General features: G+C 69.9%; 12 protein-coding genes. 9 read left to right on the forward strand and 3 right to left on the reverse strand.

The features are described 5' to 3' along the window. Window positions 1–38: 38 nt before the first annotated feature. A complete protein-coding gene (locus EJV46_RS17210) occupies window positions 39–824 on the forward strand; it encodes an enoyl-CoA hydratase-related protein (protein WP_131549931.1) in 786 nt (261 codons plus the stop codon). 161 nt (window positions 825–985) lie between these two features. Here EJV46_RS17210 and EJV46_RS17215 read toward each other — a convergent pair whose 3' ends face one another. Both EJV46_RS17215 and EJV46_RS17220 read right to left on the reverse strand, forming a co-directional pair. After that, window positions 986–1,525, reverse strand: coding sequence for a nucleoside 2-deoxyribosyltransferase (locus EJV46_RS17215; protein WP_131549932.1), 540 nt, complete (start codon window positions 1,523–1,525; stop codon window positions 986–988). 37 nt (window positions 1,526–1,562) lie between these two features. Beyond that, the gene (locus EJV46_RS17220) at window positions 1,563–3,125 is read right to left on the reverse strand and encodes a sensor histidine kinase (protein ID WP_206020853.1); all 1,563 of its coding nucleotides are present in this window, start codon (window positions 3,123–3,125) and stop codon (window positions 1,563–1,565) included. Between the two features lie 155 nt (window positions 3,126–3,280). Between EJV46_RS17220 and EJV46_RS17225 the strand changes: the two genes are divergently transcribed. The 8 genes from EJV46_RS17225 (at window position 3,281) to EJV46_RS17260 (ending at window position 10,508) form a co-directional block, all read left to right on the forward strand. Then, window positions 3,281–4,075: an alpha/beta hydrolase gene (locus EJV46_RS17225; RefSeq protein WP_131549933.1), complete on the forward strand. Its 795-nt coding sequence runs from the start codon at window positions 3,281–3,283 to the stop codon at window positions 4,073–4,075. A gap of 29 nt (window positions 4,076–4,104) precedes the next feature. Next, on the forward strand, window positions 4,105–5,319 hold the full coding sequence (locus EJV46_RS17230; protein ID WP_131549934.1) for an ABC transporter substrate-binding protein: 1,215 nt from the start codon (window positions 4,105–4,107) through the stop codon (window positions 5,317–5,319). A gap of 54 nt (window positions 5,320–5,373) precedes the next feature. Then, window positions 5,374–6,294: a branched-chain amino acid ABC transporter permease gene (locus tag EJV46_RS17235; protein ID WP_131549935.1), complete on the forward strand. Its 921-nt coding sequence runs from the start codon at window positions 5,374–5,376 to the stop codon at window positions 6,292–6,294. Further along, window positions 6,291–7,214, forward strand: coding sequence for a branched-chain amino acid ABC transporter permease (locus EJV46_RS17240; RefSeq protein ID WP_131549936.1), 924 nt, complete (start codon window positions 6,291–6,293; stop codon window positions 7,212–7,214). Before EJV46_RS17235 ends, EJV46_RS17240 begins: the two co-directional genes overlap by 4 nt. 1 nt (window position 7,215) lies before the next feature. After that, window positions 7,216–7,962 (forward strand): ABC transporter ATP-binding protein, encoded by a 747-nt coding sequence (locus EJV46_RS17245; RefSeq protein WP_131550147.1) that lies wholly within the window; start codon window positions 7,216–7,218, stop codon window positions 7,960–7,962. A 109-nt stretch (window positions 7,963–8,071) separates the two neighbouring features. Then, the gene (locus tag EJV46_RS17250; protein WP_131549937.1) at window positions 8,072–8,773 is read left to right on the forward strand and encodes an ABC transporter ATP-binding protein; all 702 of its coding nucleotides are present in this window, start codon (window positions 8,072–8,074) and stop codon (window positions 8,771–8,773) included. Window positions 8,774–8,904: 131 nt separating this feature from the next. Further along, window positions 8,905–9,345, forward strand: a complete 441-nt coding sequence (locus EJV46_RS17255) for a cupin domain-containing protein (protein ID WP_131549938.1) — start codon at window positions 8,905–8,907, stop codon at window positions 9,343–9,345. Further along, a complete protein-coding gene (locus tag EJV46_RS17260; protein WP_131549939.1) occupies window positions 9,342–10,508 on the forward strand; it encodes a Bcr/CflA family multidrug efflux MFS transporter in 1,167 nt (388 codons plus the stop codon). Before EJV46_RS17255 ends, EJV46_RS17260 begins: the two co-directional genes overlap by 4 nt. Before the next feature lie 55 nt (window positions 10,509–10,563). On the opposite strand, the gene EJV46_RS17265 is transcribed toward EJV46_RS17260, so the two are convergent. Further along, window positions 10,564–12,906 (reverse strand): xanthine dehydrogenase family protein molybdopterin-binding subunit, encoded by a 2,343-nt coding sequence (locus EJV46_RS17265; protein ID WP_131549940.1) that lies wholly within the window; start codon window positions 12,904–12,906, stop codon window positions 10,564–10,566. Between the last annotated feature and the right edge of the window lie 163 nt (window positions 12,907–13,069).

The following is a 13,069-nucleotide window of genomic DNA, read 5'->3' on the forward strand; positions in this document are numbered from 1 at the left end:
CGCCGTCCGCGCCGACCCTGCGCGCCGAGGAGAACGCCATGACCGAATCACCCGTGCTGATGTCCGTGGACGACCGCGGCATCGCCACCGCCACGCTGAACCGCCCCGCGCTGGGCAATGCCTATAACGGCGAGATGCTGGATGCGCTCATCGAAGGCATCCCCCGCCTCGCCGCCGATCCCGCCATCCGCGGCCTGGTGATCCGCGGCGCGGGCAAGCACTTCCAGGCCGGCGCCGATATCCACTGGCTGAGCGCGGCCGCCGCGGCCCCGCCCGAGCAGGCCTTCGCCTCCTCGCTGCAGACCACGCGCGCCATGCAGCTGCTGAACGAGTTCCCCAAGCCGAGCTTCGCCGTCATCCACGGCGCCTGCTTCGGCGGCGGCACCGGCATCGCCTGCTGCGTGGACGTGGCGCTGGCCACCACCCAGGCGAGCTTCGGCATCACCGAGGTCCGCGTCGGCGTGGCGCCCACGCCGATCTCGACGCACATGGTCCACGCCATGGGCCTGCGCCATGCACGGCGCTACGCCATCACCGGCGAGCGCTTCGGGCCCGAGGAGGCCATGCGCATCGGCCTGGTGCACGAGGTCCATGCGCCGGAGGCCGTCGAGGCGCGGCTGGAGGAGATCGTCGCCGCCATGCTGCTCTCCTCGCCGGCCGCGATCGCCGTGACGAAGACCAGCCTGCTGGAATCCAACGGGCTGGCGCTCAGCGCGCATCAGGTCACGCAGCTCACCAACGAGAGCTGGATGGTCCGCGCCGGGAAGGAGGGCAAGGAAGGCCTCGCCGCCTTCCGCGAGAAGCGCAAGCCCGCCTGGGCCTGAGCCGCGGGGGAAAACAAGAAACCGGATCGGGATCAGAGCGGATGCGAACGCATTCGCCACTTAGAGCTTTTTCCGTTCGAATAGGCTCATTCAAAAGCTCTAGCTTTTTGTTTTCGAGCATCTTCACCCGATCATGCGAAGCGGCATGATCGGGATCTGCTCTAGGAGGCGGACAGCCGCCGCGCAGCCTCCGCGACGCAGGCCTCGAAGAGCGAGAGGTCGGTCCAGGGCAGCGGCGCCGCGGCGCGCAGCACCATGCCGCCCGAGGCCGCGATGGCGCCTTCCAGCATGAGGTTCTCGGCCAGGCCGAAATCCTCGACCTCCATCCCCGCCGGATCGCGCCAGGCCGCGCCGTCGTGCCGGGCCTCGACCCGGGCGCGGTAGTCTCCGGGCGCGTGGGTATAGCCGAAGACGGGCCGGCCCATGCTGCGCATGTAGCCGAGTTCGAAGGCCGTGCCCGGATCGGTCCCGGAACCGCGGAACGGGGTGAGATTCGCCACCAGCGCGTCGCAGCCGTGCATGTGCATTTCGCAGGCGGCGTGGATGCGGCGCCAGTCCGCCGGACCTGTGGGCATGGGCGCCGGCGGGTCGAGCGGAAAGACCCCGGCCAGCCCGTGCCGCGCGCAGATGGCCTTCTTGGCCGCGCCCAGCGATGCCGGGTCGGGCAGGAAGACCTCGGGGCCGGCCAGGTAGATTCGCATGGGACATTCTGCCTGGAATCCATGCGGCAGACCATGATCAGCCCGTGAGGTGCGCCGCCGGGATGCGCAGCCGGATGACGACGCCGCCCGGCGCCCAGTCGCGCGCGATCTCACCGCCAAGTCCCTGGACGGTGGCGCGCTCGAGCAGGCTGCCGAACCCTTCCGGCATTCCGCGGGCCGCCACCGCCGGCCCGCCGATCTCCCTCCAGGTCAGGACCAGCATCCCGCCCTCTATGGCGGTCTGCACCGCGAGGCGGCCCGCCTTGCTCGAGAGCGCGCCGTACTTGGCGGCATTGGTCGTGAACTCGTGCAGCAGCAGCGCCAGCGAGGTCAGCGTCGAGCCCTGCAGCGGCACGTCCGTGCCCGTGACCGCCAGGCGCGGCGCGCCCGCGAAATCGTGCGGTGCGATGATCGCCGCCAGCAGCGCGAAGAGGGTCGTGCCCCTCTCGCCGGTCTGTTCCCCGCCAAGCTCGGGCAAGGTGAGGTCGTGCGCGCGGGACAGCGCCAGCACGCGCTCGCGCAACGAGACCGCCAGCTCCTCCGCGCTGTTCGCGGACGTCGCGCTGATCGAGATGAGCCCGGTCGTGACCGAGAAGAGGTTCTTCACCCGGTGGTTCACCTCGCGCAGCAGCAGGTCCTGCTGCTGCTGCGCGCGCTTCCGGTCCGAGATGTCGCGCGCGATCTTGGAGGCGCCGATGATGACGCCCCGCGTGTTGCGCACCGGCGAGACCGTCAGCGAGATGTCGAGCAGGCTGCCGTCCTTGCGGCGGCGCACGGTCTCGAAGTGGTCCACGCGCTCGCCCCGGCGGATTCGGCCGATGATCTCCTCCTCCTCATGCAGGCGGTCGTCGGGGATGAGGATCGTGATGTGCCGGCCGATCGCCTCGGCCGCGGTGAAGCCGAAGAGCCGGGTGGCGCTGGCGTTCCAGCTGGAGATGATGCCTTCCAGCGACTTGCTGAGGATCGCGTCGTCCGAGCCGGCGACGATGGCGGCGAGCCAGGCATTGGCCTCCTGCGCCTGGCGCGACGCCTCCTCCCCGCGGCGCGATGCCTCGAGCAGACGGGCATTGTCGATGGCGATGGCCGCATGCGCCGCGATGGCGGCGACCGTCTCCTCGGCCTCCATGCCGAAGGCGCCAGGCTCGTCATGGGCGACGAAGAGGCCACCATGCACCTCGCCCGTGCGCGAGACGACCGGCGCCGCTAGATAGCTGACCACCGGCAGGTGGCCCTCCAGCATGCCGAAATACGGCCCGTTCCTCCCGAAGCGGGGATCCTGGCGAATGTCGTCGGAGCGGACGATCCCGACGCCGTCGAAGGCGGGGCCGAAGATCTCCGCCCTGCGCGGCATCGGAAGCTTCTCGGAGCCGGAGCGCGGGACGCCGGACAGGGCATAGAGGTCACAAGCCTCGCCCGAGGCATCCACCATATCGTAGAAGAAGCCGCCGAACTTTGCGCCCGACCACTGCGTGGCGGCATCCGTGACGATCTGCACCAGCTGCGACAGCTCGACATCGCCGGCGATGGTACGGGCGATGGCGGAGAACATGCGCAACCGCTGCGTCTCGCGGACGGCGGAGGCGGGGCCCTCAATTCTCATGCTAAGCGCATCGAGGCCTTGCAGAACCTTTCCCTGACCCCGCAGGCTGGACGGGGGAATGAGAGCCGCGGATAAGCAGAACCCGACTTATTTCTATCAGAAGCTTCGCCGGGACGGTAGAGGGGCCGCATCGTGTCCCAGGCGGAAGGTGCGGGATGAATTCCGAAGAGATTGAATACAATAACCGGGCCCGGGTGCCGGGCCATCCGGCGATCATGGCGGGCTGGATGCGGGATGCGTCCGCCTTCCGGGCGGCGCATCCGCCGGAGGTGCTGGCCTATGGGCCGGGCCCGCGCGAGGCGATGGATCTCTTCCTGCCGCCGGAGATCCGCGGCGTCGCGATGTTCTTTCACGGCGGCTACTGGCAGGCGCTCGACCGCTCCTCGGCGAGCCATTGCGCGGCGGGGCTGCTGGGGCACGGGATCGCCGTGGGCGTGCCGTCCTACGACCTCTGCCCCGCCGTGCCGCTGGCCCGCATCCTGGAGCAGGCGGAGGCGGCGGCACGGGCGCTGCACGCCCGGCTCGGACGCCCCATGCTGATCTCGGGGCATTCGGCCGGCGGGCACCTCGCGGCCATGCTGTTGGCGCGGCTGCCGGCGGAGATGGCCGCGGCGGCGCTGCCCGTCTCGGGCCTCTTCTGGCTGGAGCCGCTGGTGCCGACCAGCCTCAACGCGGCGCTCGGCCTGGATCCGGCGGCGGCGCGCGGCCTGTCGCCGGCCCTGCTCTCCTCGCCCGGCCGCCCTCTGCACTGCGCCGTCGGCGGCGAGGAGAGCGGCGAATTCCTGCGCCAGAGCCGCGACTTCGCGGGGCTCTGGGGCGGCTCCTGGGAGGCGCTGCCGGGGCTGGATCATTTCACCGTGCTGGGCCCCTTGTCTCGGGTCGACCATCCGCTGACGATAAGGGCCGCGAGACTTGCATGGCAGGCCTGCTGCACGGTATCGAATATTTAAGGCTTCAAACGATGCGCGGGAGAGCACCCATGGCGTTCCAGGACAATCCGGGCTTCGCCCGCCGCACGCTCCTCGCCGGCGGCGGCGCTGCGGTCCTCGCCGCGCCGGCCGTCCATGCCCAAGGTTCGGCAGCTTCGGCCCCCATCAAGATCGGTCTCGTCGCCGTGCTGACCGGCCCGGCGGCCTCGCTGGGCACGCATCTACGCGACGGCTGGATGCTCGGCATGCGGCACCTTGACACCAAGCTCGGCGGCCGCCGGGTCGAGACCATCGTGATCGACGACGAGCTGCGCCCGGACGTCGCCGTCACCAAGGTCCGCGCCGCGCTGGAGCGCGACAAGGTGGACTTCGTCGTGGGCGTGGTCTTCTCCAACATCCTGGGCGCGATCATCCGCCCGGTGACGGATTCCGGTACCTTCCTGATCTCCACCAATGCCGGCCCCTCGACGCTCGCCGGCCGCGGCTGCAGCCCCTACTTCTTCACGACGAGCTACAACAACGACCAGGTCCATTCGGTGATGGGCCAGGTGGCGCAGGATTCGAACTACCGCCGGGTCTTCGTGCTGACGCCCAACTATCAGGCCGGCCGCGACGCGGTGGCGGGCTTCAAGTCGAAGTTCCAAGGCACCGTCGTGGACGAGGTCTATGTGCCGCTGACGCAGATGGACTTCTCCGCCGAGCTCGCGAAGATCGCCTCGCTGCGGCCGGATGCGGTCTTCACCTTCATGCCGGGCGGGCTCGGCGTGAACCTGGTGAAACAGTATCGGCAGGCCGGGCTGGCGACGATCCCCTTCCTCTCCACCTTCACGGTGGACGAGGCGACGCTGCCCGCGCAGGGCGAGGCCGCGCTGGGCTTCTACGCCGCGGCGAGCTGGGCGCCGAACATGGACAACCCCGCGAATCAGGCCTTCGTGCGGGACTTCGAGGGCGTCTACAACTACGTCCCCGCGAGCTATGCGGCGCAGAGCTACGACGCGGCGCGGCTGCTGGACTCCGCCGTGAAGAAGGTGGGCGGCAACTTCACCGACAAGAATGCGCTGCGCAACGCCATCGCGGCGGCCGATTTCCAGAGCGTCCGCGGGCCCTTCCGCTTCGGCATCAACCAGTATCCGGTGCAGGATTTCTGGCAGCTCCAGGTCGCGCGCCGGCCGGACGGCCGGTTCCAGACGGAGACGGTGCGCAAGGTGCTGTCGGCCAATATCGACCCCTGGGCGCCTGAATGCCGCATGCCAGTCCGTATCTGATCTGGCCGTATATGATCTGGCCGCATCTGAACGGGTGAACGTGACCCTCCGCGTGTGAACACGACGCTGCTCCTCGTGCAGGCCCTGAACGGCCTGCAATTCGGCATCCTGCTCTTCCTCATCGCTGCGGGCCTCACCCTGGTCTTCGGCGTGATGGACTTCATCAACCTCGCCCATGGGGTGCAGTACATGGTGGGCGCCTATCTGGGCGCCACGCTCGCCGCCTGGACGGGCAGCTTCTGGCTGGGGCTGCTGCTGACCCTGCCCGCCACGCTCGCCTTCGGGCTGCTGCTGGAGTTCCTGGTCTTCCGCCACTTCTACGACCGCGACCATCTCTCGCAGGTGCTCGCGACCTTCGGCGTCATCCTCTTCCTGAACGAGGGCATGCGGGTGCTGTTCGGCACGGCGCCGATGCAGATGCCCATGCCCGCGGCGCTGAGCGGCGGCATCGCCATCATGGACGGGCTGCTCTACCCGACCTATCGCATCGCCATCCTGGCCGTGGGCCTCGCCACCGCCGCCCTGCTCTGGTTCCTGGTCGAGCGCACGCGGGCCGGCATGCTGGTGCGCGCGGGGGCGAGCAACGCGCCCATGGTAAGCGCGCTCGGCGTCGACATCCGCCGGCTCTTCATGCTGGTCTTCGGCTTCGGGGCGATGCTGGCGGGGTTCGCCGGCGCGCTGGCCGCGCCCATCCTCTCCGTCGAGCCGGGAATGGGCGACACGCCGCTGATCCTGGCCTTCGTGGTGATCGTGATCGGCGGCATCGGCAGCATTCGCGGCGCCTTCCTCGCGGCCCTGCTGGTGGGGCTCGTCGAGACGCTGGGGCGCGGCCTGATGCCGGACCTGATGCGCCTCTTCCTCGACCCCTCCGCGGCACGGCAGACGGGCGCGGCGCTGGCCTCGATGCTCGTATATATCGTGATGGCGGCGATCCTGGCCTTCCGCCCCGCCGGCCTCTTCCCGGCCCGCCGATGACATGGCGTGACGCCGCCGTGCCGCTCGCGATCTTCGCGCTGCTGGCCATCGCCCCCTTCGCCGGCTTCGGCCAGGGGCATTCGCTGACCCTGCTGGCCCGCGCGATGATCTTCGGCATGGCGGCGATCTCGCTCTCGCTGATCGTCGGCGGCGCGGGGCTGGTGAGCCTGGGGCATGCGGCGATGCTCGGCGTCGGCGCCTACACCGTCGTCGTGCTGGACCATGCGCGCATCACCGAGGGCTGGATGGTGGTGCCGATCGCCATCGCGGCTTCGGCCGCCTTCGCGGCGGTGACGGGCGCCATCGCCATCCGCACCTCGGGCGTGCACTTCATCATGATCACCCTGGCCTTCGGCCAGATGGCCTTCTTCGCCACCTCCTCGCTGGCGCTCTATGGCGGGGACGACGGCTACACGCTCTACAGCCGCACCGAGCTCTTCGGGACGCGCGCGCTGGAGGGCCGGCTGTTCTTCCACTTCACCTGCCTGGCCCTGTTGATCCTGTGCTGGGCGCTGGTGCAGGCCCTGCTCGCCAGCCGCTTCGGCCGCGTGCTGCGCGCGGCGCGCGAGAACGAGACGCGCGCGCGCGCCGTGGGCTTCGAGCCCTATCGCTACCGCCTCGTCGCCTATGCGATCGCGGGCGCGATCGGCGGGCTGGCCGGCGTGCTGCTGGCCAATGGCACGGAGTTCGTGGCGCCGGCCTATGTCACCTGGCAGCGCAGCGGCGACCTGCTCTTCATGGTGATCCTGGGCGGCGCGGCCGGGCCGCATGGCGCGCTGATGGGCGCGCTGGCCTTCATCCTCGTCGAGGAATGGCTGGCCCATGTCACCGAGCACTGGCGGCTGATCTTCGGGCCGCTGCTGATCCTCTGCGTCTACTATATGCGTGGCGGCATCGCCGGGCTGCTGCGCCGTGGCTGAGATGCTTCTGGAGCTGCGGCATCTGCGCAAGGCCTTCGGCGGGCTGGTCGGCACCGACGACGTCTCGCTCGACCTGCGCCAGGGCGAGATCCACGCGCTGATCGGCCCGAACGGCGCCGGCAAGACCACGCTCATCCACCAGATCAGCGGCACGCTTGCCCCGGATTCCGGGCAGGTCGTCTTCGCGGGCGAGGACGTGACGCGGCTCTCTTTGGCGCGGCGGGCGCGGCGCGGGCTGGCGCGCAGCTTCCAGATCACGAGCATCGTGCCGGGCTTCTCCGCGCTGGAGAACGTGGCGCTCGCCGTGCAGGCGCGCAGCGGCTCCTCCTTCCGCTTCTTCCGCCCGGCGGGCAACGAGGCCACGCTGAACGGCCAGGCGATGGAGGCGCTGGCCGAGGTCGGGCTGGAGCGGCGCGCCGCCGTGCCGGCCTCCGTGCTTTCGCATGGCGAGAAGCGGCAGCTGGAGCTCGCCATCGCGCTCGCCATGCGTCCGCGCCTGCTGCTGCTGGACGAGCCGCTGGCCGGCACCGGCGCGGAGGAGGCCGAGCGGCTGATGCGCATCCTCGGCGGGCTCCGCGCGCGCTACGGCATCCTGCTCATCGAGCACGACATGCCGGCCGTCTTCGCCCTGGCCGACCGGATTTCGGTGCTGGCCCAGGGCCGCGTGATCGCCAGCGGCACCAGGGAGGAGATCCGCGCGAATCCCATCGTCCGCGACGCCTATCTCGGCGAAGACGAGGCGGCTTGATGCGCGCCGCCGATTCACGCCTCCGGGCCTTCGCCCTCCGGCGATCGGAGGTTTGCCGCGCCGCCGATTCACGCCTCCGGGCCTTCGCCCTCCGGCGATCGGAGGCGTGATGCTCCAGGTCGAATCCCTCGCCGCCGCCTATGGCCAGAGCCAGGCGCTCACCGACGTGACGCTCAGCGTCGCGCCGGGCGAGGTCGTCACGCTGCTCGGCCGCAACGGCATGGGCAAGACGACGACGATCCGCGCCGTCATGGGCCTGCTCGGCAGCCTCGGCGGGCGCGTCACCGGCGGCGGCATCCGCTTCGGCGAGGCCGGGCTGATCGGGCAGCCGCCCCATGTCATCGCCCGGCGCGGCATCGGGCTCGTCCCCGAAGGCCGGCAGATCTTCCCGACGCTGAGCGTGGAGGAGAACCTCGTCGCCACCTCCCGCCCAGGCCGCTGGAGCCTCGATTCGGTCTACGCCCTCTTTCCCCGCCTGCGCGAACGCCGCGCCAATACCGGCCGCAATCTCTCCGGCGGCGAGCAGCAGATGCTGGCCATCGGCCGCGCGCTGATGACGGACCCGAAGCTGCTCATCCTCGACGAGGCCACCGAAGGCCTGGCGCCGCTGATCCGCGCGGAGATCTGGACGGTGCTCGCCCGGCTGAAGTCGGAAGGCCAGGCCATCCTGCTCATCGACAAGAACCTCTCGGCGGTGATGCGCCTGGCCGACCGCCACGTCATCATCGAGCGCGGCCGCACCGTCTGGACGGGCGACAGCGCGGCGCTGGCCTCGGCTCCGCAATTGCGGGAACAATACCTGCACGTCTGAAACGCCAGGATCCGATCGTTACCCATGCGGCATGGACAGCCCCGGGTCGCGCCTCGTGGTCTAGGCCGGGGACGACAACCGTGCTGCGGTGCAACAAGAACGTGCCGCCAGCCTAACGAGGAGAGGCATCCATGACCGAAACCGCAGGCATCACCCGCGCCACCACCGGGCTCGAGGGCATCACCTGGAACATCCTGGGGCAGACCTACCACCCCAAGGCTTCCACCGGGGACTGCTTCGCCTTCGAGGCACTATCCCCGCCCGGCACCTTCGTGCCGCCGCACATCCATCCGACCCAGGACGAGTACATCCTGATGCTGGAGGGCGAGTGGAAGCTCATCCTCGACGGCCAGACGCACCACGCCAAGGCCGGCGACCTGGTCCGCATGCCGCGCGGCATCATGCACGGCTACTTCAACGAGAGCGGCAAGCCCGGCCGCGCCTTCTTCTGGGTCAGCCCGGCACGCCGCCTGCACGACCTGTTCAAGGCCATCCACAACGTGCCCGATCCGGCCGAGGTCGTACGCCTCTCCGCGCTGCACGAGGTGGAGTTCCTGCCGCCGCCTGCATGAGCCGCCAGAACCGTCTGGCCTTCCTGCTCGGGCTGCTGAGCGCCTTCGCGCCGCTCTCGATCGACATGTACCTCTCGTCCCTCCCGGATATCGGGAGGGATATGGGCGTGGGCATCGACGGCGCGCAGCTCACGCTGGCGGCCTACTTCCTGGGGCTGGGCACGGGGCAGCTCGTGCACGGCCCGCTTGCCGACCGGCTGGGGCGGCGCCCGCCGCTCTTCGTGGGGCTCGTGGTCTACATCATCGCCTCCGCCCTCTGCGCGATGGCGACCAGCATCGAGGCGCTGATCCTGCTACGGCTGTGCCAGGCGCTGGCGGGCTGCGCGGGGATGGTGATCGCGCGCGCGGTGGTGCGCGACGTCGCCCACGAGATCGACCCGGTGAAGCTGATGAGCCGGCTGATGCTCATCATGGGCGTGGCGCCGATCCTGGCGCCGCTGATGGGCGGCTACCTCGCGGCCGCGCTCGGCTGGCGCGCCATCTTCTGGTTCCTGGCCGGCGTGGGCGCGGTGGCGCTGGTCTGCTGCATCGCCTTCCTGCCGGAGACGCTGGCGCCCGAGAAGCGGCAGCGCGCCTCGGTCTTCGCCGTGCTGCGCAGCTATCTCTCGCTGATCACCGACCGGCGCTTCCTGGCGACCGCGGCCGTCTCCGGCCTCACCATGGGCGGGATGTTCGCCTATATCGCGGGCTCGCCCTTCGTCTTCATCTCGATCTACGGCGTGGCGCCCGAGCATTACGGGCTGTTCTTCGGCGCCGGCGCGGCGGGCTTCATCCTGATGTCGCAGTTCGGCGGGCGCTTCGCCGCGCAATATGGTCGCGACCGGGTGTTCACCATGGGCGTGGCGGGCGTGGCCTGCTGCGGCGCGGCGCTGACGGGCTGCGTGCTGCTGGGCGCGCCCTTCCTCGCGGTCTATGCGGCGATCGTGCTGTACATCGCGCTGCTGGGCGTGACCGTGCCGATCGGCAGCGTGCTGGCCATCACGCCCTTCCCGCATATCGCGGGCACCGCCTCGGCGCTGCTGGGGACGCTGCAGTTCGGCTTCGGCGCGATCGCGGGCTCGCTGGTCTCGGCGCTGCACAACGGCACGGCGCTGCCCATGGCGATCACGCTCGGCCTGGCCGGCGTGAGCGCGATCGGCGCGCGGCTGCTTCTAACACGATAGGGTCCAGGGATTTGTCATCCCTGGCGGGGAGAGTTTGAGAGGGGCAGAGCCCCTCTCAATGGGCGTGAATGGCCCGCCAGATCTTCTCCGGCGTCGCCGGCATGTCCATATGCGTCACGCCCATCGGCCGCAGCGCGTCCACGATGGCGTTCATCACCGCCGGCAGCGAGCCCGCGCAGCCCGCCTCGCCGCAGCCCTTGGCGCCCAGCGGGTTGGTCTTGCACGGCACGGGGTGGCTCGCGAATCCGAAGCTCGGCACGTCCTCCGCGCGCGGCAGGCCGTAGTCCTGGAAGCTGCCGGAGAGAAGCTGCCCGTCCTCGGAGAAGGCGACGAACTCGTAGATCGCCTGGCCGATCCCCTGGACGATCCCGCCATGCGCCTGGCCCTCGACCAGCAGCGGATTCACGATCACGCCGAAGTCGTTGACCGTGACGTAGTTCACGAACTTCACCGTGCCGACATCCGGGTCGATCTCCACCTCGGCCACGTGGCAGCCGTTCGGGAAGGCCATCGGCGCTTCCTGGAAGACATGGGTGACGTCCAGCGTGTCCGGCAGGTCGTCCGATTTCGGCATTTCCCTGAGCTTCGCGGCCAGCTCCATGATGCCGATGCTGCGGTCGGTGCCCGCCACGGTGAAGGTGCCGGCGTCGAACTCGATGTCCGCGACGGCGGTCTCCATGACATGGGCCGCGGCCTGCCGGCCCTTCTCGATGACGAGCTCGGAGGCCTCCACGATCGCGCCCCCCGACGCCATGATCGACTTCGAACCGCCCGTGCCGCCGCCGGCGATCAGCGCGTCGCTGTCGCCCTGCATCAGGCGCACGGCGTCGAAGGGCACGCCCAGATGCTGGTGCAGCACCTGCGCGAGGGCACTCCAGTGCCCCTGCCCGTAATCCAGCGTGCCGGTGACGATGGTGACGGTGCCGTCCTCGCCGAAGCGGATGCCGCCCTGTTCCTTCTGCACCGGCGCGGTGCATTCGAGGAAGTTGCCGATGCCGAGGCCGCGCAGCGCCCCACGCGCCTTGGCCTCGGCGCGGCGCGCCTCGAAGCCCGCGAAATCCGCCGCCTCCAGCGCCTGGTCGAGGATCGCCGAGAAGTCGCCGCCGTCATAGACACTGCCGCTCGCGGCGGAATAGGGCATCTGCTCGGGCTTGATGTGGTTGAGCTTGCGCAGTGCGATGGGCGACTTGCCCATGGCGCGCGCGGCCTCCTCGATCAGCCGCTCCATGTAGTAGTTGGCCTCGGGCCGGCCCGCGCCGCGATAGGCGGTGACGGGCACCGAATTGGTGAGGATGCAGCGCGTGTGCACCTCCAGCAGCGGCGTGGCGTAGTTGGCCTGGATGTTCTTCGAGTAGTTGCCGGTCGCCATGTTGGGTCCGACATTCGTCAGATAGGCGCCCATATTGGCGAAGCTGGTGAGGCGCACGGCCAGGAACTTTCCATCCGCGTCGAGCGCGAGCTCCGCCTCGACCTCGTGGTCGCGGCCATGCGCGTCCGACTGGAAGGAGCCGCTGCGCTCGTCCGTCCACTTCACGGGCCGGCCGAGGACTTTGGAGGCATGCAGGATGGGCAGGTATTCCGGATAGACGGAGGCCTTCATGCCGAAGCTGCCGCCCACATTGCCGGTGAGGACGCGGACCTTGTTCCGCGGCATCTTCAGCACGTCGTCGGCCAGCTGGTTGCGCAGGCCGAAGACGCCCTGGCAGCCCAGGCGCAACACGAAGCGGCCCGTCTCGGCCTCGTATTCGCCGATGGCGCTGCGCGGCTCCATCGCGGCCACGACGATGCGGTTGTTCCGGATGGAGAGCTTCTGCACATGCGCCGCACCGGCGAAGGCCTCCGCGACCTTCCCGGCATCGCCGAAGCGGAAGTCCAGCACCTGGTTGCCCGGGATGTCGTCATAGAGCTGCGCGGCGCCCGGCGCGGCGGCGGCCGAGGCCTCGGTTGCCGCCGGCAGCGTCTCGACATCGAGGAAGATCAGCTCGGCCGCGTCCTTGGCCTGCGCCCTGGTCTCAGCCACGACGACGGCGACCGGGTCACCCACGAAGCGCAGCCGGCCCTTGGCCAGCGCGGCGCGCCGCGTGGTCCGCAGCGGCGTGCCGTCGATGCTCTTGAGCGGCATGGCGCAGACCAGCTCGCCGTAATCGCCGAGGTCGTCGGCCGTGATGACCGCATGCACGCCCGGCGCCGCCCTGGCCTCGCTGACGTCGACGGCATTCAGGACCGCATGGGCATAGGGGCTGCGCAGGACATGGGCATAAAGCTGGCCGGGCAACGACAGGTCGTCCGTGTAGCGGCCCTGGCCCTTGAGGAGCTTCGGATCCTCCTGGCGGGGCACCGGCTGGCCGATGCCGAACTTCATGCGCGTGGGGTCGAAGGGGAGGCTGGAATCGGGCATCGCTTCGGTCCTTGAGCAGCTTCCGCCAGGCGGAAGGCGCGACACAACGAAGCCCGAGGCATGATCCGGGGTCTACACGCCGTTCATGCTTCGGGCTTTGCATGGATGGTAGGCGGCCCGGGGGCTTCCGCAAAGATGCGGGCCGCGTCACGCTGCGAGGCAT

Origin of the sequence: Roseococcus sp. SYP-B2431, assembly GCF_004336745.1 — a bacterium.
Taxonomy (GTDB): domain Bacteria; phylum Pseudomonadota; class Alphaproteobacteria; order Acetobacterales; family Acetobacteraceae; genus Roseococcus.

Bases quoted from the DNA above. Each gene is read 5' to 3' on its own strand.
- EJV46_RS17245 (WP_131550147.1), top strand. From the start codon at position 7,216: ATGCTTCTGGAGCTGCGGCATCTGCGCAAGGCCTTCGGCGGGCTGGTC.
- EJV46_RS17260 (WP_131549939.1), top strand. From the start codon at position 9,342: ATGAGCCGCCAGAACCGTCTGGCCTTCCTGCTCGGGCTGCTGAGCGCC.
- EJV46_RS17255 (WP_131549938.1), top strand. From the start codon at position 8,905: ATGACCGAAACCGCAGGCATCACCCGCGCCACCACCGGGCTCGAGGGC.
- EJV46_RS17210 (WP_131549931.1), top strand. From the start codon at position 39: ATGACCGAATCACCCGTGCTGATGTCCGTGGACGACCGCGGCATCGCC.
- EJV46_RS17240 (WP_131549936.1), top strand. From the start codon at position 6,291: ATGACATGGCGTGACGCCGCCGTGCCGCTCGCGATCTTCGCGCTGCTG.
- EJV46_RS17230 (WP_131549934.1), top strand. From the start codon at position 4,105: ATGGCGTTCCAGGACAATCCGGGCTTCGCCCGCCGCACGCTCCTCGCC.
- EJV46_RS17220 (WP_206020853.1), bottom strand. From the start codon at position 3,125: ATGAGAATTGAGGGCCCCGCCTCCGCCGTCCGCGAGACGCAGCGGTTG.
- EJV46_RS17265 (WP_131549940.1), bottom strand. From the start codon at position 12,906: ATGCCCGATTCCAGCCTCCCCTTCGACCCCACGCGCATGAAGTTCGGC.
- EJV46_RS17215 (WP_131549932.1), bottom strand. From the start codon at position 1,525: ATGCGAATCTACCTGGCCGGCCCCGAGGTCTTCCTGCCCGACCCGGCA.
- EJV46_RS17250 (WP_131549937.1), top strand. From the start codon at position 8,072: ATGCTCCAGGTCGAATCCCTCGCCGCCGCCTATGGCCAGAGCCAGGCG.
- EJV46_RS17225 (WP_131549933.1), top strand. From the start codon at position 3,281: ATGAATTCCGAAGAGATTGAATACAATAACCGGGCCCGGGTGCCGGGC.